Consider the following 22,400-nt stretch of genomic DNA (forward strand, 5'->3'; position numbering starts at 1 on the left):
GCGGGCCAGGACAATTACTGTCCTGGCCCGCCCCGTTCTCTCGTTGCCCGGCGCCCTACTTGGCTTTGCCGCTCAAGCCGACGCTGGCGCTTGTGTTTACCGGCAACTCGGAGACGACCTCCCGTGTTGGTGCGCCCCGGAACTTCGGTGATGGGTCCTGTCCCGCTGTAAGCCGCTGCAGCTCCTGCCCCTCAAAATCCTCTTCCTTGCCCAGCAGGATCGCAGAGTCGTGGTTGGTGATCTCACCCTTGAAGGCGCGCAGCATGACGCTGCGGTCAAACTGGCCTTCCCACTTCGAGACAACGAAGGTGGCAACACAGTTGCCCAGCAGGTTGACTACGACGCGCATTGAGTCCATGAGCCGGTCTGCGCCAAGGAGCAGTGCCACGCCGGCCACCGGGAAGATACCCAGTGCTGCAGCAGTGGCGGAAAGCGCGAGGAATGAGGAGCCGGGAACCCCCGCCATGCCCTTGGATGTCAGCAGCAGTACGCCAAGGGCGGCCAGCTGTTGGCCAAGGTCAAGGTGGTGGCCGAAGGCCTGGGCCAGGAACAGCAGGGAGATCGAAAGGTAGATCGCTGCGCCATCGAGGTTGAAGGAGTAACCGGTGGGCACCACAAGGCCGGTGGTGGCACGGGAACAGCCCGCGTTGGTCAGTTTGGTCATGATCCTGGGCATCACCGCTTCGGTTGATGCGGTGCCCAGGGCCAGGAGGAACTCCTCCCGCGTGTACTTCAGGAACTGCCAGAGCGGCACCCGGGCAAACCCCCAGGCCACGACGAACAGCAGGCCGATGAAGACCAAAGCGGCGCCGTAGCAGGCTGCGATCAGGACCGCGTAGGTGCTCAGGGTATCCAGCCCGTACTGGCCGATGATGAATGCCATGGCGCCGAAGGCGCCCAGCGGGGCGACCTTCATGATCCATGCCATGATCTTGAAGATCAGTTCCAGGATGGTTTCCATGACGTTGATGACCGGCAGGCACTTTTCGCGCCCGATCACTACGATGGCAGCACCAAAAAACACTGAGAAGAAGAGCACTTGCAGGAGGCTGTTGCTGGCAAATGCGCCGATGACGCTGGCCGGGATGATGTCCAGAATGAAGGACGCTGCATCCTTGGGTGCCGCGGACCCGGTCTTTGCGTCCAGGTCTGCCTGGGAGAGCGTCGACGGGTCGATGTTCAGGCCGGCTCCGGGCTGGACGATGTTTCCCACAATGAGTCCGAAGACCAGGGCGAACAGGGTTGCTCCCGTGAAGTAGAGCAGGGCCTTTACCCCAACCCTTCCGACCGCCTTGACGTCGCCTACGGCTGAAATTCCGGTAACGATCACCAGGAAGATCAGCGGCGCGATGATCATTTTGATGAGTTTGATGAAGCCATCTCCGAGCGGCCTCAGTTGTGATCCAAGGTCCGGCCAGAAATGCCCGATGAGGACACCTGCCACGACGGCGATCAGAATCTGGAAGAAGAGCGACTTGTACAGCGGCTTCCTCTTCGCGGGCACCGAACTCGCCTTCAGTGCCTCAGGGTTTGGGATCTTCATTGACCTTTGCCTATCAATCGGGAACAGCCCGTTTTCGGGGCCGTTTCCAACGTAATCCTCGTCACACTAATTCCGCAAGAGGAAAACCAAATTCCGCTATGTGGAATGTTAAATAGTGTTTGTGACTGCGACCCCGTCGAGTCGTGAGCGCAACTCGGCCATCAACTGCTGTGCGGGGACGGAGGCGTCCAGCTTCACGAAGCGCGCGTACTCCGGCAGGTCCCGGTATCCCGACTGGAATGCGGCGAGGTCATCAAGGCTCTCTGAGTCAGTGCCCCGGACAATGATGCGGTGGTGCGCCTCGACGGGGTCGATGTCCAGATGGAAGATGGCGTCCGGTTCCGGCAGGCGGGCCAGCAGCCACGGAAGGAACCGGCCGCGTGGCAATCCGTTGGCGGTCCGCAGTGCCAGCTGGCAGTGGAGGTGCCGGTCCATGATTACCAGGCCGTCGAACCGGCTGGCGCGCAGGTGCGATACCAGTACGTTGCCCACCCGGAGGGCGGTTTCGACGGCGTCGGCCAGTTTGGCGGGCAGGCGCACTCCCAGCCTGGCGGACAGCAGGGACATGACCCGCCGGCCCGCGTGGTTGCTCAGGAGCAGCGCACGGCCGCCCTCCGCCCGCACCGACGACGCCAAGGCGCGGGCCGCCGTCGACTTCCCTGATCCGTCGATACCCGTCAGCACAATGATCATCCGGCCTCCTCCCGCCGCCTTGTTCAACGCCGGGGGAGGGCGCAACGTCCCGGGTGAGCTGCAATTCACAGCTGGGGGACAGAGTCCGGGGCGGCAGGTCAAGGAAGTGAACAGCAAAGCGGGCCGCTAGATGCTGACGGGCCGCCTGATGGTGGAAAAGGACCTACATGATGCCGGTGGGTACCAGCAGGGCCCACGCCAGTGCCGGTGCCACCAGCACCACGCCGCCTGCGTAGAACATCAGCTGCTTGTAGACGCGCTGCCGGTCGTCGTCGCGGGCGTTGGCCACTACGAGTGCTCCGTCCGTGGAGAAGGGGGATACGTCGACGACGGTGGCTGCGATGGCCAGCGCGGCCACGGTTCCGGAGGCGCTGAGCGAGCTGGTGGCCAGGAGTGGGCCGGCCAGCGGGATGAAAGCGGTCAGCAGGGCGGTGGAGGACGCGAAGGCCGAGCCGACACCGATCACGTAGCAGAGGACCAGGGCGATCAGCAGCGGAGCCCCCAGGGCCAGGGCGTGCTCGGCAAGCGTGTCGATGACGCCCACGTGCGCCAGCAGGGATACGTACGTGATCATGCCTGCCACCAGCAGGACGGTGGACCAGGAGATGCCGCCGATGAAGGTCTTGTGTTCCTTGATGTTGATGAACGCGAGCAGGAGGCCGGCGGAGAGGGCCACGAAGCCGATGGGCATGTGGAAGCCGAGGGTGCACACCAGCATTGCCGCGATCAGCGCCAGCGTCAGAATCTGCTGGCCGTGCGGGCGTCCGGCGGAGGAAGTGTCGATGTCCACGTGCAGCCCGCTGGCACCGTCGCGCAGTTTGCCGATCAGGGCGAACAGGACGATGGTCAGCACCGAGAGGATGAGGTTCAGGGCGAAGCTGGCAATGAACAGGCCGCCCTGGGAAATCGGGAAGTCGTTCTTCAGTGCGATGTTGTGGACCAGCACGCCGGCCACTGACAGCGGGGAGAATCCGCCGGCGTGTGCGCCGTTGATGATGAAGGCGCCCATGACCACGGGGTGGATGCGCGATTCGTAAGCGAACCCGATCGCGGCCGGTGCCAGCAGCGCGATGGCGGCCGGGGAGAACGTTCCGAGCGAGGTCAGCGCGGCGGCGACCAGGAAGAACACCCACGGCAGCAGCATCGTCTTGCCGCGGACAATCCGCACACATCCCTTGACGATGATCTCGACGGTGCCGTTGCGCTGGGCCATGCTGAAGAAGTAGGTGACGCCGATGATGGTGAGGACGATGGTGGCCGGGAACTCCTCGAGGATCTGCTTGTCAGACATCCCGAGCATGAAATAGCCGACGCCGAATGACGCGACTAGTCCCATCACCCCGATGTTCAGCGGCCATTTGGTGGCCACGACGAACATCACCACGAGGATCACCAGCGGGATGATCTGGACAGCGGTCATGGTCGGCTCCGGGTCCGTGGCGGCCGCCTGGTTGAACATGCCGCCGGCAACGAGGGCAATCACGCCCAGGATGGCCAGGCCGGCCACCACCCACAGCAGGATACGACGGCGGAGGTTGCCTTCCACTCAACACTGCTGGAAATCGCGCGGGAACGGGCCGGCGACTACCTCCAGACCGTAGGCTGGAAGCCGGTCGGGGGTTCCCCGGCCGGTACAGCAGTTCCCAGGTGAAAGGCAGGACCATGACCGTTTCCAGCGACGATCCCCAGAACACCGCAGACCTCCGCGGGCCGGGCGACCCGGACGGGGCCAAGGACGAAACCAAGGACGACGTCACCAAGGCCCCGCAGTCCGGCCAGCACCTGGAACAGCCGGGAGCATCCAACATCCGCGAGGAACAGCAGGGCCATGCTGCCGGAACGGTCCCGGCATCGTATGTGGGCGGCGAAGAGGCCGACCCGGAACAGAAGCCCGAAGAGGCGCTGGCGGAGCCGGGCACCTGGGATGACGAAGTCTGACAATGATCACCCGCGCTGACATCGACCAGGCCGCGCAGCGGACAGCGGGCCTTGTCCGCAGGACCCCCGTCCTGCAGGCGGATGCGGGCACCGCCGCCGGCCCGGTCTGGTTCAAATGCGAGTTCATGCAGCACACGGGCACGTTCAAGGCCCGGGGCGCGCTGAACCGGATCCTGGCCAGCAAGGAACGGGGTGAACTGCAGGCGGACGTGGGGGTGGTTGTTGCATCCGGCGGGAACGCGGGCCTGGCCAACGCCTATGCGGCGGCCCAGCTCGGGGTGCCTGCAACGGTCTTCGTTCCTGAAGCGGCACCGGCCGTCAAAGTCGGCAAGCTCAGGGCCATCGGTGCCACCGTGGTCCAGGGCGGTTCAGAGTACGCGGCCGCCTACCAGGCCGCCATTGCGCACGCAGAGAAGACCGGCGCCATCTACTGCCATGCCTACGACCAGCCGGAAATTGCCGCCGGCGCCGGGACGGTGGGCTCCGAATTGCTGGAACAGGTGCCGGACGTGGACACCGTCCTGGTGGCCGTGGGCGGTGGCGGCCTGATGGCGGGAGTAGCCGCCGCCGTCGAAGGCTTTGCCAAAGTGGTGGCTGTGGAACCGGAAACTGCGCCCACCCTCCACGCCGCCCTGGCGGCAGGGGAACCGGTGGACGTCCCGGTATCGGGCGTCGCCGCGGACTCCCTGGGTGCCCGTAGCGTTGGTGACATCGGCTTCTCCGTCGCGGTCCGCTGCGGCGTCGGGAGCGTCCTGGTCTCCGATGAACAGATCATCGCCGCCCGCTCCGCGCTGTGGAACGACTACCGGATCGTGGTGGAGCACGGTGCCGCAGCCGCCTACGCCGCGCTCGCCTCCGGCGCCTACGTGCCCGGAAAGGACGAACGCGTTGCCGTCATCCTTTGCGGCGCCAACACGGATCCGGCCACGCTCTAGGCCGGAGACAGAGATAGGCCGGAGACAGAGAAAGGACCGGCCGCCTGTCCCGCAGGCGGCCGGTCCCTTCAGAAGATTGTCTAGCCGCCGGCCTGGCCGCAGAACTTGCTGTAGGTGCTGCCGGCTTCCTGGTAGCCCGACTGCAGATCGGCCAGCTTGTCCTTGTCCGGGTTTTCCTTGGCCTGCTCGTCCGTGTACGCCAGGATCGAGGCCAGGGCGGGCTTGAGATCGTCCGAAGCAACGGCGTGGATGGGTCGGATCTGGTTGGCGAGGTTGTTCATCCCCGTCTTGCCGGCGTTGTTGGCGGGGTTCGACACAACGGCCTGGATCCGCTCGCAGGTTTCAGCGGTGGACAGTTGGTGCGTGGCGGAGCAGGCCGTGGCGGAGGCAACGAGGCCGGCGGCAAACAGGGCTGTGGCGAATTTCTTCATGGGTCCCTCAGTAGTGGTCAGAGGTTTCGATTGTAAGCAGATTGGGTAGGCCGATGCCTTCGCAAGCCCAATACATGCGCTTAAACTGGCAGCACCAATCGTGCGGAGCTTCCGCAGATGGGCCCCGCGCGCATCGACCCAGACTAAGGAACCAGCATGCGCCATCCAGTACGCCACGGTGCCGCCGCAGGGCTCGTGGCCTCTTTTTCATTGCTTCTTCCCACTGCCCTTCCGGCGTCGGCTGCTCCACCGTCCGGGGAGATAGTGCTCGACGGCGCCACCTCCGCCGAAGGCATCGCGGCAGGGGAGGGCAGGACTTTCTATGCAGGGGAACTCACCACGGGCGATATTTTCCGCGGCGACATCCGCAAGGACACGGCAACCCGCTTCATCGATGCACCGGCCGGCCGCGCCGCCGCCGGGATGAAGGCCGATCCCTGCCACCACCTGCTGTTTGTGGCGGGAGCCAACACCGGCAAGGCATTCGTCTACAACACCGACACGGGCAAGCCGGTTGCCGATATCCGCCTGGCCCAGGGATTCATCAACGACGTCACCCTCACCAGTGACGGGGCCTGGTTCACCAACTCAGCCGCCGCGGAGCTCTACTTCCTGCCGGTCGGCGGGGACGGGGAACTGGGCAAAGTGAAGACCCTCAAGCTCAGTGGCCCGGCGGCGGACGTCAAACAGGGGTTCAACCTCAACGGCATTGCGGCCGTGCGGGACGGCAAAATGCTCATCGTGGCCCACTCCCTCAACGGAGCCCTCTACACGGTGGACCCCAGGACCGGGGATAGCGCTGCGATCAAGGGCGTCAAAGTTCCTTATGTTGACGGCATCCTGGTGCGCGGCGACAACCTTTGGGCCGTCCAGAACCAGCTGAACCAGATAGCGCGCATCGACCTCTCCGGCGACCTGGCTTCCGGCGAGGTACGGGACACGATCAAGAGCAGCGACTTCAATGTGCCTACAACGGTCGCCTTGTTCGGGAATACGCTCGCCGCGGTCAACGCCCAGTTCAACCAGCCGCCCAGCCCGTTCGAAGTGGTGCTGGTACCGGCCTGGAACCGTTAAACACAGAACTGGCTGGCAGTAGGCACTGCCAGCCAGTTGTCGGACGGGACGAATCAGAGAGTCCGAGTAGCCTTTTCCAGGTTGTCCTTCAGCTCAACGGCGTTCTGCCTCTTCACGTAGGCAGGACGGTCCCGCTCCACGCGCCAGCTCTCGGACAGCGGCCCCACGTTAACCGTGTCGAAACCGAATTCGTCGTACAGCCGGGTCACCAGGTCCGCGGCTTCCTGGTAGTCGCTGGCGGTGGCCAGGGCGCGCCGGTTTTCCGTGCCGTCCGGAGTTCCGTCCGTGGTGATGTCCTTTGCCATGATGTGGTTGAAGCCCTTGGCCACCTTTGACTGCGGGAGGTGCTCCTGCAGCAGACCGGAGGTGGTGGCTTCGCCGTTGTCCAGGGCGGGGATCCTGCCGTCCCGCTCCCAGTAGTAGTTGTTGGTATCGATCACGATCTTGCCGGCCAGCGGCTCCACCGGGATGTCCTTGTAGTTCTTCAGCGGCACCGTGACCACGGCGAAGTCGCCGGCCGCTGCTGCTTCAGCCGGCGTGGCGGCCCGCGCCCTGGGGCCAAGTTCCGAAACCAGCTCCTGGAGGGTTTCGGGCCCACGGGAGTTGCTGATGACTACGTCGTAGCCCAGCTCCACGGCCTTCCGTGCAACCTGGCTGCCAATATGTCCTGCACCGATGATTCCGATTGTTGTCATATGGGCGGCAACGCAGGTCCCCGCGCAGATATTTCAGCGGCCTGCAGGGAATAAAAAGCCGGTAAGCCGCCTACTTTCCCAGGTACCGGCCCGGCCGGTGGTTCAGGGCGAGGACCAGGTTCAGGAGGGTGGCGCCGGCCGCGGACAGCAGCACCGTCAGGGGCGGAACGAGTGCCAGGGCCGCCAGGACGATGGCCACGTCCAGCACCATCTGCACGTACCCTGCGCGCCATTTCAGCTTTTCCTGCAGCAGCAGGGCCAGGATGTTGAAGCCGCCCAGGCTTGACTGGTGCCGGAACAGGATCAGGAGGCCGACGCCGGCGAGCAGGTTTCCGCCCAGCACGCCATACACGGGGTCAATGTGCAGGGACCCCAGGGCCGCCGGGTGCAGGCTGGCCATCACGGACACCAGGGAGATCGCGGCGCCGGTGCGGAGGGCGAAGTTCCAGCCCTTCTTCCACACTGCCAGGGCGAAGAACGGCAGGTTCACTGCGAAGAAGATGACGCCAAACGGCAGTGCGACCGAATAGCTGAGCAGCAGTGCGAGGCCGGCGGTGCCGCCCGTCACGGCCCCGCTCGACTTGAGCAGGAACAGCCCCAGCGACGCCGCGAAGGTGCCGGTCAGGATGCCCAGGACGTCCTCAACCACGGAATGACGGACGGCCGACGGCGGCGCTGAAGGTGCCGCCGTCGGCCCTTCCATGTGCCGGGCTGGGGCAGGGGTTGCGGCAGCCGGTGTTTCTGTTGTGGTGCTCACTGGGCCGCGGCCGCCTCACGCAGGAACCGCCCGCGGTTGGCCAGGACAGCAAGGACCCTGTCGTTGGTGGCCCGGTCCGCCAGCGTGATGCGGACCCCGTCCACGGCGTAGCCGCGCACCAGGATGTCGGCGTCGGCCAACGCGTCCAGGAGCTGCACACGCAAATCATCGTCGGCACGCAGCCAGTAGAAGTTGGCCTGGCTGTCCGGCACATCCCAGCCATAGTCCCGTAGCGCGCCGATGACCCGGGTGCGTTCCCGGGCCACCGCCTCGGTCCGCTCAAGAATTTCGTCCCCGGCGGCCAGCGAAGCAACCGCGGCCGCCTGCGCCATCCTGTTCACGCCGAAGGGGACGGCCGTCCGGCGGAGGCCCTCAGCAATTTCCGGCCGGGCAATGGCGTATCCGATCCGCAGGCCCGCCAGCCCGTATGCCTTGGAGAAGGTGCGCAGAATGCACAGGTTGGGGTGGCGGCGGTAGAAATCGAGCGAGTCGACGCCTGGTCCGCGCTGGAATTCGACGTAGGCCTCGTCCAGTACCACCAGCACCCGCGGCGGAACGGAGCGGAGGAACTCCTCAAGGTCCGCGGGGCTGATGGACACACCCGTGGGGTTGTTGGGCGAGCACAGGATGACCAGGCGAGTGCGGTCCGTGATCGCGGCGGCCATGGAGTGGAGATCGTGCTGCTCGGTGGCCAGCAGCGGCACGGGGACCGAAACGGCGCCCGCCACTGCCACCAGGATGGGGTAGGCCTCGAAGGAGCGCCACGCGTACACCACTTCGTCGCCGTGGCCGCAGACTGCGGAAATGATCTGCTGCAGGACGCCGGAGCTCCCCGGTCCGGCGGCGACTTCCCCGGCGCTGACGCCGAACTGCTGGGCAATGGCGTCCCGCGCCTCCACCGCACCCATGCTTGGGTAACGGTGGATCCTGCCCGCCTCGGCCGACATTGCCTCAATGACGGACGGCAGGGGAGCAAAGTGGCTTTCATTCGAGGCCAGGGCGGCGGTCAGGTCAGACTGCGCGCTCTTGCCGGCCACGTAGGCGGGAAGTTGGGCGACGGCGGTACGGACCTCGGGTGCCTGGGTTTCGGGAAGGGTGCTGGTCATGGAGAGCATGCTCCCGGAGCGCAGGACGTTTGCGCAACACAACTGTGTGCAGGAGGACAGATCCGGTGCTCAGGGACTGCAGGGGTGGCAAAATGCTCAGTATGCACCGCATTGATGCCCTTGACGCTGAGATCCTCCTCACACTTGACCGGGATCCGCAGGCCACGGTCCTGTCCCTCTCCAGGACGCTGGGCGTTGCCCGCAATACGGTGCACGCCCGGCTCCGCCGGCTTGTCAACGACGGCAGCCTGGCGCCCTTCAGCCAGCGGGTGCGAACGGAAGCGCTGGGCCTGCCGCTGATTGCCTTCATCTCGATCTCCATCAGCCAGTCCGCCAGCGACATTGCCGTGGCGGCGCTGCAGACCATTCCGGAAATCATCGAGATGCATGCCACCACCGGGGACGCGGACCTGCTCGCCAAGGTGGCCGCAAGGGACCCCGCCGACCTGCACAGGATCACCAACGCGATGCTGGCGATTGACGGCGTCGTCCGCACCAGCACGGCCATGTCCCTGGTGGAAGTCATGCCCACCCGCACCCTGCCGCTGCTGCAGGCGGCGACGGGGAAGCAGTGAATCCAACGAGATGGGAAACAAACGCAATGAAACAAAATCTCCCAATTACTTACGTCACACTATTGACCATATTTGTCATGCGCTGATAAACCTAAAGGGCAGAAAGCGTTTCCCCGCAGCTTCCATCCCTCCTCCACATCACTCGGGAGGGAGATCCTTGGCGTGAATGAAACGTTCCAAACTGACGTGCGGCAGACTCAGCTGCCGCCGCATCAAAGGAGATGTTCTTTTGGCACAACCCTCAATGTGTTCCCCGCAATCCCCAGCGGGCAGGGCCTGGAAGGCCGCGCCGGCCGCAGCGGCGGCAACGCTCGCCGCAGCACTGGCCTTCACTGGCGTCCCGCTTGCTGCTGCTGATCCCGGCCAGGCCGGGCCGGCCGCCCAGGCCAGCCCCGCCGCCCCGGCACCGTCCGGGCCCACCCGCCAGGTGGAAACCCTGGACCGTGCCCCCGTGGCTGTGCTCACGGACCGGGGCGTCACCCTGGGTTGGCGGATGCTCGGCCTGGACAAGGACAGCGTGGGCTTCCACGTCATCCGTGACGGCGTCCAGATCACCGACGAGCCCATCCGCAGCACCACCACCTATGTGGATCCTGCGGGAACGGCGGCCTCGAAGTACGTCATCAAGACGGTCGGGAACGGCAACGGGCAGGACAAGCTCAGTGCCGAATTCAGTCCGCTGGCGCAGAACTACCTGCCCATCAAACTGGACAAGCCCGCCGACGGCGTCAGCAGGGACGGCAAGCCGTACACCTATACGGCCAACGATTCGAGTGTGGCGGACCTGGACGGCGATGGGGCCTACGAAATCATCCAGCTCTGGAACCCGTCCAACGCCCAGGACAACTCCAAGTCCGGCTACACCGGCAATGTGTACGTGGACGCCTACAAGATGGACGGCACCAAGCTTTGGCGAATCGACCTTGGCCGCAACATCCGTGCCGGCGCCCATTACACCCAGATGCTGACCTATGACTTCGACGGCGACGGCACAGGCGAAGTGGCCTTCAAAACTGCGGACGGCACCACCGATGCGGCAGGGACCGTCATTGGCGATGCTGCGGCTGACTACCGCAACAGCGCCGGCTACGTCCTGTCAGGGCCGGAATTCCTCACTGTGTTCAACGGTGCCAGCGGCACCATTATGGATACGGTTCCCTATGATCCGCCGCGCGGGAGCGTAGCCGCCTGGGGTGATAGTTACGGCAACCGCGTGGACCGTTTCCTTGCCGGAGTGGCGTACCTCGATGGTGAGCACCCGTCCATGATGTTCAGCCGCGGCTACTACACCCGCACGGTCCTGGTCACCTACGACCTGGTCAACGGCAAACTGGTCAAGCGGTGGAAGTTCGATTCCGACGTGGCCGGGGCCGAATACAAGGGCCAGGGCAATCACAACCTGTCTGTGGCGGACGTGGACCAGGATGGCAAGGATGAGTTCGTCTTCGGCTCCATGACGATCGACGACGACGGCACGCCGCTGTACAACACCAAGCTGGGCCACGGCGACGCCATCCACACCGGCGACCTTGACCCCTCGCGGCCGGGCTTTGAGACGTTCGCCGTACACGAGAGCATGTCCGCGAGCGGCAATCGCGGTGCCACCTTCCGCGACTCCGCCACCGGTGAAGTGCTCTGGAGCATTCCCGCTGTCAAGGACACCGGCCGAGGCGCCACCGGCGACATCGACCCCCGGTTCCCAGGCTCGGAAAGCTGGGCCGTGGGCGGTGACGCTGCCTGGAACTCACCGGCGGGGTTCCTGATGTCGGCCAAGGGCGAGCGGGTTTCGGACAAGATCCCGGCGGCCAACTTCATGGCCTGGTGGGACGGCGACCTGCTGCGGGAAATCGTTGACCACGACTTCAATGCCGAGGCAGGCGTGGGCGTACCCACCATCTCCAAGTGGAACTGGGAAACCGAAACCAGCGACCGGCTCCTGACAGCCACCGGCGCTAGGACCAACAACGGCACCAAGGGCAACCCGTCACTGCAGGCCGACTTGCTGGGTGACTGGCGCGAGGAACTGGTGTTCCCCTCCGCCGACAGCACCGAGCTGCGGATCTACACCACCACCTCTCCCACCGAGGTCCGGCTCCGCACCCTGATGCACGACCCCATGTACCGGACCGGCGTGGCCCGCGAGACGGTCGGCTACAACCAGCCTCCGCACCCCAGCTTCTTCATCGGTGAGGGCATGCAGACGCCGGCCTCACCGGCTGTCTTCTACGCAGGCAAGGCCAGGTAAGCCGCCGGACTCCGGCGAAGTCATCATGCAGATGCAGCCTGATTAAGGGCTATATGGAGGATCGGGAAGGGCGCGCTCAGCTACTCGGGGCGCGCCTTTTTCATGTCGTCGATCGGGAGGCCAGAGCCCAAAGATTTGGCGCTGCCATAGGTGCGGAGGGGTGCTGTGGGACGACGACGGGCCCCCGTTCCGACGCAGTGCGCTGGAACGCGGCGCGTGCTTAAGCGTCTGCCCGTCTGGCGGCGGGGGGCGCAGTTGTTCCCGGCTCGCGGCAAGGCGGCCACGGCGGGGCACCAATAGCCGCCGGAATGCTTCACGCTAGTGAGGATTCTTCATCTCGTCGACAAACTCCTGCGCTATCTGCGACATCAGGGTCAGTGCCTCTTCCTCAGTTATCGCCGCACCTGTGTTGGCACCCATGTCCAGAGACACCGTTCCGGCAAGGACGCGGAGCCCCGACCCCAACAGCGTTGCCGTCGAAGGATTCCTTGGTCAGGTACGCCTTCTCACCAATGTCCGGACCAGGGAGAAGTTGAATGGTGAACCTCTGGGGTCCATTGGCTGAGGAAAGTGTCTGGTCAAACATGGCGCAGCGAGCCATCAGCTCCGGGCTGTAGTCAAAGTCCGCTTTGGCGAGCGTCTCCCGAGGCGCGCTCCGCACATCAAAGAGAACCATGCCCATGCCTCGATTGCCGGCGTTGAAGATCTCGGCCAGCGCGAAGCCCATGGAGGGATCCAATTGCGCCTCGTGCTGCCACGACCTGTGGAAGACGTTGCATTCACCTGGCTCGGTCGGACCGAGGATCGGCGGAGTCGATCCAGACGCCGGTGGTTGGGTGATCAAGGCATAGGACTTGCGGACCATGGCTGTGTCTTCGGCCCTTCCGCCGTAAGGCTCCAGCACTTTGCTGCTGGCTTCTGGATGCATCGGGGTCCTCCTCCTGTTGGTTTCCGTCCCAGAGCTTGTTGGGGCGGGCAGGGGCTGTCTCAGAAGTCGATCCCCTTGACCAAGGTGACGAACTGTTCCTTAACCTGCTCTTCGGTGGGTCCAGCTGGTGAGATCAGGATCTCTGCGACGAATATGGCCATGTTCTGGCCGCGGGCCACCATCAGTGACATGTAGGTAACCGGTACATCACTTGGCGGCCGGAGAGCCTTGGGTCCGCCCGGGTCTGATCGGATTAGCAGGATTGCTTTGTCTCCAACGCCTTCGATGCTTTGGCCATCAGGCGGCATAGGCCCCGAGAGCGCGGACGCACCGCCTTGATGGAGCTCGATGGCGAATTTGAGCGAGTCCGCCCCGGGCGTACCCAGAGCACCAAATTGGTACCGACAGTTACCCTCACCCGGGAGAACCTGCGCCTGCGTTGTGGTGCCAAAGGCCTGCTTGAGCGCGTCTACGCTTACCAAGGCACATACGGGATTGTTCGTCTCAGTCTGGGGACCGACGGGCGGGGCGGGCGGTACACGGAGTTCAGCCCCGTTGCCCCACCCGCCCTCGACAAGGGCCTGGGCAAGTGCGCGCGCCGCGGCGTCGCCGTCCGGTCCCGGGGTGTCCGGTGACATTGGCGGCATGGCCACGATCCGCAGGTCGAGCGACTCGTTGCCGCGGACAGCCTTGAGCACCGTGTTTGCCGACGCCCCGCCGGACTCGCCGCGGAACCAGCCCGACCACTGCATGCATGCGAAATCACCGATGCCCTCAATGACCGAGCAGTCCGGTGTCTTTTTCGTTTCGGCGATCTCCGCCGCCGACGCGGGTGAGGTCAGTGAAACGGTGAGCGCAAGGACCTTCTCCGCCTTGCTCATGTAACTGCACACATACCCCTGGCTCCCCGCCGGTTTGCCCCCTGGGCCCATTTGGGCCAAACCAGGATCGATCTTTACGGCGATCTCGGGTGTGATCAGGTCACAGGCCGGACTGCCCGACTTGGCTGAAGCTGACCGCGTTGGTCCGGACAAGGGGGACTGCATTGGTTCGGATGAGGGCGACGCTGTTGGTGACGGAGGCGCACCGCCTTGCGCGCACCCTCCGAGGAGAAGGGCCTGTGCCGCGACAAGCGCAAGACCTTTCCACGGGGAAAGTTTCCGGTCAGCGCTCATTGCTTTCCCCTCCACCTCCAAAAAGCTGCCAAGCATCCGGCTGTTCTAATGCGCTGATGCTATGGGTGTGAAGGGCGGGTCGAAAGAGGCTAAGGACCCGCTGAAAAGAGAAGACGTGAACCGCTGAACATCACCGTGAGTTGTTCCGATGAAGCCGCGCGCACATCAGTACCGATACACCGGCCACCCACCTGAACGACTACCTCTGCCGGTCCTATCATTGGGCAGCTTATGAACTGGGCCGCGGGTGCATGATCCGCATCTGGTCCCAGGTGCGTTCCGAAGCCGCGATACTCCGCGTCGACCGATCGCGATCCAAGGAAGCGAGCTCAACAGCCACAGCCTGCACCGCCGCCACTGCGCCCGTCAGGGAGGGGAAGAAGCCCGCACTTTCGGCAGGCACCACAATCCGGTCCGTTGCATGTTCCGCAACCGGTGAGCTGGCGGTGTCCGTGATGGTAACGATCCTGGTGCCGAGACTGTGTGCGATGTCCACGGCCCGGACGGTGCTGTCATAGACGCGCCAAAGGCTGATGGCAATGACCAGATCGTCCGGCGTCAGGCGAGCCACAGCATTGGTCAGTGCCGCCACGTCGGCGTCGAACAGCCTGACGTCGTACCCGGCAATGATGGCGTTGTGTTCCAGCGCCTTACCCGGAATGGCATAACTGCCGGCAGCAATAATGAGGGTTTGCCGCGCACCTGCGATGGCCTCGGCAACCGCATGGACCACGCCCGGATCCACGGTCCGCTCCAGGTGCGCCAGGTTGGACCGATCGGTGGTCAGCGAGGCCTGCGCCGGGCTGCTGACGTGGCCGTTGTGTTCGGCGGCGATTTCGACTGCGCTCAGCGATGCGAGGAACCGGGAGCGGAGCTCGAATTGAAACTCAGCCCACCCCTTGAAACCAAGCGTTTGGGCGGTGCGGGTCACGGTCGACGCGTTCGACGATGCCGCGGCCGCTATGTCGCTGACTGAACCGTAGGAGGCCAGCCGGGGCTGGGATCGAAGGACACCCAGTACCTGCAGCTGCCGGGCTGCAAGCTTGCGTCCCTGGGCCTGGCCGTCGAGCCATTCGGTCAAGGTGGCGCTGTTAACTTCTTGTTTCACCTATTGACCTCCGCAAGTGATCCACGTAACTTCAATCTACATGCACGGATCTGTGCAAATTCTAAAAACTGTACAACTTGGCCCACTTCGGCAGGATTCCCATGTCTCTAACAGCTCGCCTGGACCGGCTCCCACTCAGTCGTCCACACTACAAGCTTCTCCTTATCGGAGGGCTTGGATACTCCTTTGACGGCATGGACGGCGCGGTCGTGGCTTTCCTGCTGCCCCGCATCCAGGAACTCTGGGGCCTCAGCACGGCGTCCCTGGGCCTGGTTGGCTCCGCTGCGCCGCTGGGCTTCTTCTTTGGCGCTATTCTTTCCGGCTGGATGGGGGACCGGTTCGGGCGCAAGAAGGTCATGCTGTGGGCCCTTGCCTTCTACTGCGCCATGTCCGTGGTTGCTGCCATGGCGCCCAATTTTGAAGTCTTCCTCGTTGCACGTGTCCTTGCAGGGCTCGGCGCTGGAGCGGAAAGCGTCATCATCGCCCCGTTCCTCTCAGAGTTCATCCCGCCCAAGCGGCGTGGCTGGTTCATCGGGACGCTGGCCGGGTTCTTCTCCTTCGGCTTCGTTGCCGCCGCATTCATCGGACGGTTCGTCGTCCCCGTGGGCGACGACGGATGGCGGTGGGCGCAGGTCATCACGGCAGTTCCCATCCTGCTGCTCCTCTGGTGGCGCCGCAGCCTGCCTGAATCACCCCGCTTCCTCATGAGTCAAGGCCGTGCGGCGGAAGCCCAACGCGTGGTTGAAGGCTTCGAGCAGAAGGTCCTCCGCGCAACAGGCAAGGAGTTGCCGGCAGCGGAGGAAGGCGTCGAGGATATTGCCAAGCATGGGCAAAAAATCAGCATTTGGAACGCCCTGAAGGTCATGTGGTCGCCTGCCCTCCGTCGCAGGACCGCCGTGATCTGGCTGATTTGGTTCGTCATCACCTTCTCCTACTACGGATTCTTCTCCTGGATCCCCACCCTTCTTGTGGGGCGCGGAATCACGGTCACCAAGAGCTTCGAATACTCCATCATCATTTACCTGGCCCAAATCCCCGGCTACTTCTCCGCCGCCTGGCTCTGCGACCGCGTCGACCGCAAGAACACCATCGCCCTGTACCTGGCGGGCTCGGCCCTCAGCGCGTTCTGGCTCAGCCAATCCAGCGATGCCGGGATGATCCTGGTGGCGGCAGCAACGCTTTCCTTCTTCCTCAACGGCACCTACGCCGGCGTTTACGCATACACGCCGGAACTTTTCCCCACGTGGATGCGGGCTACCGGCGTAGGGCTGGCAAGTGCCGTTGGCAGGGTGGGAAGCATCCTGGCCCCGTCCATCATCGGTGTGTTCGCCGCAACCCTGGGCTTCGGCGGTGTCTTCACCATGACCACGGTGGTCCTGGCAGTCGGCGTTCTGGGTGTGGTCATCTTTGGAACGTCGACAGCGGGCAAGTCCTTGGAAGATATCAACGCCCGCACTGAACCGGAGCGCCCGGCCGCAGTGGGAGGCGGCAAATGAACGGATCGAAAGTCGACGCAGCACTCCAGGCCGTCTACGGAGAATTGCGCCAGGATCCTGGAGTCATCCTGTTCACCGCACTCCGTTGGCTGCAGGCAGACTCCGTATTGCGGCGTGTGTTCACCAGCCATCCAGAGGAGTACCCGCTGGGTGCTGAAAAGTCAGTGGAAATCTCTGCAGGCTGGCTGGAAACCGTCATAGCTAAGCAGCAGCCATTCCTGGCACCCGATCTGGAGTCGCTGGCCGAAGTGTTTACTGATGTTGCCCTGATTCAGTCCCTCGGATGCGGTGCGGTCATCAATATTCCCGTGGTCTCCGGCGGTGCGGTGGTGGGTGTGTTGGCACTGCTTGATGCCGAAGGAAAGTACACCGATCGGAGCCTCAGCACCGCATCAGCAGTTGTGTCCGCTGCGACCGAAGAGATCGCATCGGCCTTTATCAATTCAGACCAAACCGTCTTTACCGGAAAGGAAGCAGTCCGCCCGTGACTCAATCCACCCAACCACTTGTCATTAGGAACGCCAGTGTCCTGGACGTTCACGGCGGCACCTTCTCGGTCGCCGACGTAGTCACAGCAGGCGGAAAAATCAGGAGCGTAGAGAAGGGTGCGGATGCTCCGGAAGAAGCGCAGATCATCGACGGAACGGGCAAATATGTCATCCCGGGCCTCATTGACGCCCACGTGCACGTCGTGGCCTCGAGCGCGGACTTCCGTTCGCTGACCTGGACTCCGCCCTCCTATGTGTATGCGCAGACCGCCCGAATCATGCAGGGTATGCTGCGGCGGGGCTTCACCACCGTCCGTGACCTTTCAGGTGCAGATTTCGGCCTGGCGAAGGCGCAGGCCGAAGGGCTTCTTGAGGGTCCCAAGCTTCACTTCTGCGGGCGGGCCCTCAGCCAGACGGGTGGCCACGGCGATATGCGCCTTCCCGGCGAGGACCATGAGCCCAACCGCAAAGGCTGCTGCGGGATCGGCCGGGTTGCCGATGGTGTGGACGCCGTGCGCGCCGCGGCCCGTGACGAGCTCCGCAAGGGAGCCCACCACATCAAAATCATGGCCTCAGGAGGGGTATCGTCCCCCACCGATCGCATCGACTCCACCCAGTACTCGCGCGATGAAATGCGGGCCGCCGTGGAGGAAGCGGAGGCGGCCAACCGGTACGTCGCCGCGCACGCCTACACTGCCCGCGCCATCAACCGGGCCCTGGAGGCAGGAGTCAGGTCGATCGAACACGGCAACCTTCTTGATGACGAGAGCCTTCGTCTCTTCCTGGAAAAGGACGCCTTCCTGGTGCCCACCCTGGTGACATATTGGGCCCTGAAGGAAGAAGGCCGGGAGTCCGGGCTGACGGAGGAGATGTGGGCCAAAGTGGATTCTGTCCTAAACAGTGGACTTGAAGCCATTGCCCAGGCCCACGAAGCAGGCGTGAAGCTGGTCTACGGTTCAGACCTGCTGGGCGGCATGCATCGTCACCAGAACGAACAGTTCAGGCTGCTGGGAAAGGTCCAGCCGGCCATCGACGCTATCCGTGCCGCGACCACCACGGCCGCCGAGTTGCTGGGAAGGCCCGGTGAAATTGGAATTATCGCGCCCGGAGCGGACGCCGACATGCTCGTCCTGACGGCTGATCCGGTACAGGACATTGCTGTGCTTGCCGACATGGCTGACCATCTTGAGTTCGTCATCCAGGACGGCGCCGTCATCCCGGGGGCCGCAAACTAAGCAGTGACGGCAAAGCGCCGCCCGCCTTTGGGGGAAAGGCGGGCGGCGCTGGTTCTTCGGTTGGGACGGGTCAGTGGCCGCCGAGGTTGCCACCCACAGGCGGAAGGCCGCCGTCGGCGTTGCGGTCGTCCTCGCGCCGTTCGCCGGCGCTCAGGTTTTCGCCGGCAACCGTGTCATCGGACTCGCCGGTGGTGTCCACGAGGCCGTTGGTCTGGTCAAAAGCGTGGCCGATCCTGTCATCGCCCAGGTCGGCGACCGAGCCGGTGGAGCCGGCCCCCGACGTCGTGCCTGGGGTTGTGGTGTCAGTTGTCCCCGTGCCCGGGTAGGCGCTGCCGGTGGTGGCGCCGGTGGTGAGGGGCTCCGCGGGCACAACCGGTTCTGCCGGGACCGCGGGAGTGGTCTGCGTAACCGTCACGTCACGCGTTTCGGTGTCTTCCTTGTTGCCGCTGGCAGCCATGGCCGCTGCTGCGCCCGCAGCCGCTGCGATGCCGACGCCGGCCGCAACCTTGCCGGAGACGCCGGCCTTGCCGGAATCGCCGCGGGAGCCCCCTGCATGTTCAACACCGGGCGTGCCCACAGCTGAGCCGGCATTGACGGATCCGCGCCAGGCGCCGCTGGCGTAGCCTTCGTCCTCAATAAATTCCTTGAACTTCTGCAGGTCCGATTCCGCCTGCCGGTCCACGACGTTGAGCTTGTCGCCCACCTTCTCGATCAGGCCTTCGGGCTCGTATTCGAGGCTCAGCCGGATGGAGGTCTGGCCGCCTCCCACGTCCTCGAACTCCACAGCGCCGGCGTTCGTGGCACCTTCGGTCGCGGCCCACGCAACTTTGCGGTCCGGGACCTGCTCCAAAATCTTGGCTTCCCATTGCCTGCGGACGCCGCCGATCTCGGCCACCCATTCCAGCCGGTCGTCACTGAGCTGGGTCACGCTCTTGACGCCGCCCATGAAGTGCGGGAATTCCTCGAACTGGGTCCACTGGTTATAAGCGGTGCTCACCGGTACGTTCACCAGAATGCGTTTTTCCACCTTCGTGCTCATAACGTCTCCTTCGCTTTGCTACCGGAAACCAATGACTCGGGAAGAATCATCAGCATGCTTACTAACATACCTTTTGATCTTGGATGTTTCCAGAGTCCAACTTGGTCATGGGGGAAAACGGACGACGGCGGCACCCGGCCAGGTGCCGCCGTCGCGGTTTTGTGCCACGCAGGAGTGTCAGTCCAGGTACCGGCCCACGAGCGCCAGGTTCTGGATGACTGCCAGCCCGAACTGGGCGGTGTCATTGGTGGACACCGTCGGCGCCTCGTCCACGGGCGCCAACACGTGGGGCGGCTCGATTTTCCGCAGGGTGAAGGCCGATTCGTGGTTCAGGTGCTCCCCGCCTTCGGCAAAGCTTTCCCATGCCCGGGCTGCCAGTTCTGGGTCCTGCAACCTTGCCGCCGCGTAGGCCGTCAGCCTGCTGTGGGCCTGGGTGAGATGGATGCCGTCGAGCGGCTGGCCCACGGCTTCCACCTGTTCCTCCTTCGATGCCAGAAAGAGCCGGCAGTACTGCAGCCAGGACCGCTCGAACTCCGGGTCCGGCACCAGGTCCACCAGCTCGCTGCAGATTTCCACCAAGCCGAACACCGCGCTGAGGTGTGAGACCTGGATCTGCTCGCGGCCGGAGTCGAACCGGCCCTTGTCCAGGTCATACAGCGCTTCACCGGTGAGGAAGCCGTACTTGAGCGCCCCGATGTCCGCCATGGTGCCCAGCAGCCGGTCGCGGGAACGCGGGTTGCCGGTGCGTTCCCAGTCCGTCAGCCAGGTTGCGGCGAGGGAACCCCAGTCCGTCCCCAGCCCCACGCCAAGTGCGCCGCGGTTGGGGCGGTAGGTGTCGGCATCCGTGCGGACCTTGCGCACGGGGTCAAGACCCAGGAAGTTCTGGTCGCTGTCCACCAGTTCGGTCAGCAGGTCCCCGGTGCGCTCGTCCGCCGTCAGGTAGTAGTAGAAACGCCGGTAGGCCGGCGTGCTGATCCGCAGCTGCTTGGCGCTGCAGCCCCAGTGCTGGACGTTGTGCCGTGAGCCGAGCCCCTTCCAGGGACCCAGGTGGTAAACGTCCACTTCTCCCGTGTGCCGGGTCATGGCCTCGGCAAAGCGGAAGACTTCCGCCCGGCCGGAGCGCAGGTAGGAGTACCAGAGCCACAGGTCGGGGGACAGTTCCGAATTGTCCCAGGCGTAGCCGCCCACGTCGTACCGCCACACGTGCCGGTCAAAGTCGTAGGTGTGCATCACGTCGCCGTAGTTCCAGAAGCCGTACCAGCGCCGCTGTTCCACCTGGCCGGCGTAGAAATCGAACAGGAAGTCCAACCGGTCTTCAAGCACGGCCCGCGCGGGAGTGCTCCGGTCCACCGGATCCCAGTCGCCAAAGACGCCCGCCGAGTGCAGATACTCCGGTGTGGCCTGCAGCAGGGCCGGGGTGGCGGCGGAGGCGGCGTCGGCCGCGAGGGTTTCGGTGGGCGGGGTGGCATCGTAGGCGAACAGGGTCAACTCGTGGGTGCGGGCAATTCCCGTGGGGTTGCCGAAGCCCGGCTCATAGTCCTCATACGTGATTTCCAGGCCGTCGAGCTGTTCCTCGAACGTTTCCTGGCCCAGGCCGTCGTGGTAGAAACGCAGGTCCATGGGCTGGGCCTCGGGGGAGAACAGCCACGCCGTGAGCGAGGCCTCGCCGGTGGCGGCGCCGCGGATGTCCAGCTGGCCCGGGTGGGACTGCCAGAAGTCCTTGATGCCCACCCCGAGTCCGCCGTGGGTATCGCTCAGGGAGCAGAAGCCGCCGGCGCGGGTGCCGCCGGTGATTCCCACCCAGCCGTGGCCGGCGGCGGTGCGCTTGCGCAGCTCGAATCCGTCGGCGCTGAGCTGGCTGAGGGTGTAGTCGCCCCACGTGGGAACCAGGTGGAGGCGGGTCGAGACGTCAGGGTTCCAGGTATCCGGCGGGGGAGTGGGGCGGCCGTTAATCTGCGCCTCCCGTACGTCCTCGCCCGGGTCGCGGCGGAGTCCGGTGAGGCCGCGGACTGCCTCGGCGAGGAACCCGCCGTCGGCTCCGGCGATGCGGATGTGCCGGTTGTGCAGCTCCGCCGCCAGTGGCACCGTGAACCGCACGCCCAGTCCTGCCAGGAAGTCCTGGTCCGCGTCTCCGTCCCAAATGAAAGAGTGCACCATCCGCACGCTGCGGGCGTTGGCATGGAAGTAGAAGCGGACCACAAACGGCAGCCAGTCCCGCTTTCCGCTTTCTGGAGTGTCCGGACGGTGGTTGCCTTCCAGCCGCACCACCGCCCGCACGGGGCCGCTTTGTTTCAGGACGACGGCGGTGACCCCGCCGGTGAAGGCGTCCCGGCCAACCGTTCCCGCGCCCTCGGGGACGCTGTCCTGCAGCAGGCTGACCAGCCGGGCGTCCCGGGCAACTTCCCGCCCGTTCCGGGAAAGGGTGCTGAACAGGGTGGAACCGCCGCGGTTGATCACCATCTGCAGGACGCCGGTGTCCACGGTGAGGGTGTCGGCACTTTCGGTGACCGTGACGGACGCGCCGGCCGACGACGGCTGGCTGGGTTCGGCGGCCGTGCCGCCGTCGGCCCTCACCTGATAGGTGTCCGAGGGCGTGTCCGTTGCCGGCAGCGCAATGCCCGCCCACTTCAGGGACCCGTCCGGCCAGGTGGCCAGGGGCCAGGCCTGGCTGGGGACCGGCGTGCCGCTGCCGTCCGCAACTGACAACGCCTCCACACCTTGCGCGGTGCCGCGCGGGAACGGCATCCCCCACGTGGTTCCGCCGCTGATTTCTGCGGGTGCCTGCCCGTCGATCCACCTGATGAGGGTGTTGTCCGTCATGTCATCCAATTCCACTGGTGATTGCTGCGCGCGGAAGTCCCGATAGTGGGAAAGCGCTTTCTCGATGACCTACAACGTAGTAGACAGGTGGCGTGCGTGCAAGGGGATTTTGCCAGGCG

The 22,400-nt window shown here is 64.7% G+C and carries 20 protein-coding genes; 8 read left to right on the plus strand and 12 right to left on the minus strand.

The window, feature by feature from the left end:
- Window positions 1–55 precede the first annotated feature (55 nt).
- The 3 genes from ACV095_RS02505 to ACV095_RS02515 all read right to left on the minus strand — a co-directional run bounded on the left by ACV095_RS02505 (window position 56) and on the right by ACV095_RS02515 (window position 3,782).
- Entirely contained in the window at window positions 56–1,543 is a 1,488-nt protein-coding gene (locus tag ACV095_RS02505) for a cation:dicarboxylate symporter family transporter (protein WP_478222839.1), read from the minus strand.
- Between the two features lie 108 nt (window positions 1,544–1,651).
- A complete protein-coding gene (locus ACV095_RS02510; protein ID WP_056391648.1) occupies window positions 1,652–2,236 on the minus strand; it encodes a dTMP kinase in 585 nt (194 codons plus the stop codon).
- Window positions 2,237–2,399: 163 nt separating this feature from the next.
- Window positions 2,400–3,782 (minus strand): SLC13 family permease, encoded by a 1,383-nt coding sequence (locus ACV095_RS02515; protein WP_478222840.1) that lies wholly within the window; start codon window positions 3,780–3,782, stop codon window positions 2,400–2,402.
- A 116-nt stretch (window positions 3,783–3,898) separates the two neighbouring features.
- Between ACV095_RS02515 and ACV095_RS02520 the strand changes: the two genes are divergently transcribed.
- The gene (locus ACV095_RS02520) at window positions 3,899–4,174 is read left to right on the plus strand and encodes a hypothetical protein (RefSeq protein ID WP_018760893.1); all 276 of its coding nucleotides are present in this window, start codon (window positions 3,899–3,901) and stop codon (window positions 4,172–4,174) included.
- A gap of 2 nt (window positions 4,175–4,176) precedes the next feature.
- Window positions 4,177–5,109: a threonine/serine dehydratase gene (locus ACV095_RS02525; protein WP_478222841.1), complete on the plus strand. Its 933-nt coding sequence runs from the start codon at window positions 4,177–4,179 to the stop codon at window positions 5,107–5,109.
- A gap of 80 nt (window positions 5,110–5,189) precedes the next feature.
- On the opposite strand, the gene ACV095_RS02530 is transcribed toward ACV095_RS02525, so the two are convergent.
- Window positions 5,190–5,540, minus strand: a complete 351-nt coding sequence (locus ACV095_RS02530) for a hypothetical protein (protein ID WP_018770711.1) — start codon at window positions 5,538–5,540, stop codon at window positions 5,190–5,192.
- 156 nt (window positions 5,541–5,696) lie between these two features.
- Here ACV095_RS02530 and ACV095_RS02535 point away from each other — a divergent pair, with 156 nt between their 5' ends.
- Window positions 5,697–6,614, plus strand: a complete 918-nt coding sequence (locus ACV095_RS02535) for an SMP-30/gluconolactonase/LRE family protein (protein ID WP_478222842.1) — start codon at window positions 5,697–5,699, stop codon at window positions 6,612–6,614.
- 53 nt (window positions 6,615–6,667) lie between these two features.
- On the opposite strand, the gene ACV095_RS02540 is transcribed toward ACV095_RS02535, so the two are convergent.
- The 3 genes from ACV095_RS02540 to hisC all read right to left on the minus strand — a co-directional run bounded on the left by ACV095_RS02540 (window position 6,668) and on the right by hisC (window position 9,181).
- Complete coding sequence (locus tag ACV095_RS02540; protein WP_056391642.1) at window positions 6,668–7,309, minus strand: NADPH-dependent F420 reductase; 642 nt, start codon at window positions 7,307–7,309, stop codon at window positions 6,668–6,670.
- 70 nt (window positions 7,310–7,379) lie between these two features.
- Window positions 7,380–8,012 carry a YitT family protein gene (locus tag ACV095_RS02545; RefSeq protein ID WP_478223405.1) on the minus strand — a complete coding sequence of 211 codons (633 nt, stop codon included), beginning with the start codon at window positions 8,010–8,012 and terminating at the stop codon, window positions 7,380–7,382.
- A gap of 50 nt (window positions 8,013–8,062) precedes the next feature.
- On the minus strand, window positions 8,063–9,181 hold the full coding sequence (gene hisC / locus ACV095_RS02550) for a histidinol-phosphate transaminase (RefSeq protein ID WP_478222843.1): 1,119 nt from the start codon (window positions 9,179–9,181) through the stop codon (window positions 8,063–8,065).
- A 92-nt stretch (window positions 9,182–9,273) separates the two neighbouring features.
- On the opposite strand from hisC, the gene ACV095_RS02555 reads away from it, so the two are divergent.
- Together ACV095_RS02555 and ACV095_RS02560 are read left to right on the plus strand one after the other, a co-directional pair.
- Window positions 9,274–9,747 (plus strand): Lrp/AsnC family transcriptional regulator, encoded by a 474-nt coding sequence (locus ACV095_RS02555; protein WP_018770706.1) that lies wholly within the window; start codon window positions 9,274–9,276, stop codon window positions 9,745–9,747.
- A 244-nt stretch (window positions 9,748–9,991) separates the two neighbouring features.
- The gene (locus ACV095_RS02560) at window positions 9,992–11,992 is read left to right on the plus strand and encodes a rhamnogalacturonan lyase (protein WP_478223406.1); all 2,001 of its coding nucleotides are present in this window, start codon (window positions 9,992–9,994) and stop codon (window positions 11,990–11,992) included.
- 388 nt (window positions 11,993–12,380) lie between these two features.
- Here the strand turns inward: ACV095_RS02560 and ACV095_RS02565 are convergent, their stop codons facing one another.
- The 3 genes from ACV095_RS02565 to ACV095_RS02575 all read right to left on the minus strand — a co-directional run bounded on the left by ACV095_RS02565 (window position 12,381) and on the right by ACV095_RS02575 (window position 15,203).
- Window positions 12,381–12,920, minus strand: a complete 540-nt coding sequence (locus tag ACV095_RS02565) for a hypothetical protein (RefSeq protein WP_134165512.1) — start codon at window positions 12,918–12,920, stop codon at window positions 12,381–12,383.
- Window positions 12,921–12,979: 59 nt separating this feature from the next.
- Window positions 12,980–13,801, minus strand: a complete 822-nt coding sequence (locus ACV095_RS02570) for a hypothetical protein (RefSeq protein WP_224084126.1) — start codon at window positions 13,799–13,801, stop codon at window positions 12,980–12,982.
- Window positions 13,802–14,324: 523 nt separating this feature from the next.
- Window positions 14,325–15,203, minus strand: a complete 879-nt coding sequence (locus ACV095_RS02575) for a MurR/RpiR family transcriptional regulator (RefSeq protein ID WP_026265989.1) — start codon at window positions 15,201–15,203, stop codon at window positions 14,325–14,327.
- A 101-nt stretch (window positions 15,204–15,304) separates the two neighbouring features.
- On the opposite strand from ACV095_RS02575, the gene ACV095_RS02580 reads away from it, so the two are divergent.
- Genes ACV095_RS02580 through ACV095_RS02590 form a run of 3 tightly spaced genes read left to right on the plus strand, consistent with a single transcriptional unit; the run spans window position 15,305 to window position 18,422 of the window.
- Entirely contained in the window at window positions 15,305–16,699 is a 1,395-nt protein-coding gene (locus tag ACV095_RS02580; RefSeq protein ID WP_478222844.1) for an MFS transporter, read from the plus strand.
- Window positions 16,696–17,187 carry a GAF domain-containing protein gene (locus tag ACV095_RS02585; RefSeq protein WP_018770699.1) on the plus strand — a complete coding sequence of 164 codons (492 nt, stop codon included), beginning with the start codon at window positions 16,696–16,698 and terminating at the stop codon, window positions 17,185–17,187. Before ACV095_RS02580 ends, ACV095_RS02585 begins: the two co-directional genes overlap by 4 nt.
- Entirely contained in the window at window positions 17,184–18,422 is a 1,239-nt protein-coding gene (locus ACV095_RS02590) for a metal-dependent hydrolase family protein (protein WP_018770698.1), read from the plus strand. Before ACV095_RS02585 ends, ACV095_RS02590 begins: the two co-directional genes overlap by 4 nt.
- Before the next feature lie 70 nt (window positions 18,423–18,492).
- On the opposite strand, the gene ACV095_RS02595 is transcribed toward ACV095_RS02590, so the two are convergent.
- Both ACV095_RS02595 and ACV095_RS02600 read right to left on the minus strand, forming a co-directional pair.
- Window positions 18,493–19,461 carry an SRPBCC family protein gene (locus ACV095_RS02595; protein ID WP_056391636.1) on the minus strand — a complete coding sequence of 323 codons (969 nt, stop codon included), beginning with the start codon at window positions 19,459–19,461 and terminating at the stop codon, window positions 18,493–18,495.
- A 177-nt stretch (window positions 19,462–19,638) separates the two neighbouring features.
- Entirely contained in the window at window positions 19,639–22,281 is a 2,643-nt protein-coding gene (locus tag ACV095_RS02600; RefSeq protein WP_478222845.1) for an exo-rhamnogalacturonan lyase family protein, read from the minus strand.
- Window positions 22,282–22,400: the final 119 nt, after the last annotated feature.

This window comes from Arthrobacter sp. JDC6 (assembly GCF_056484025.1).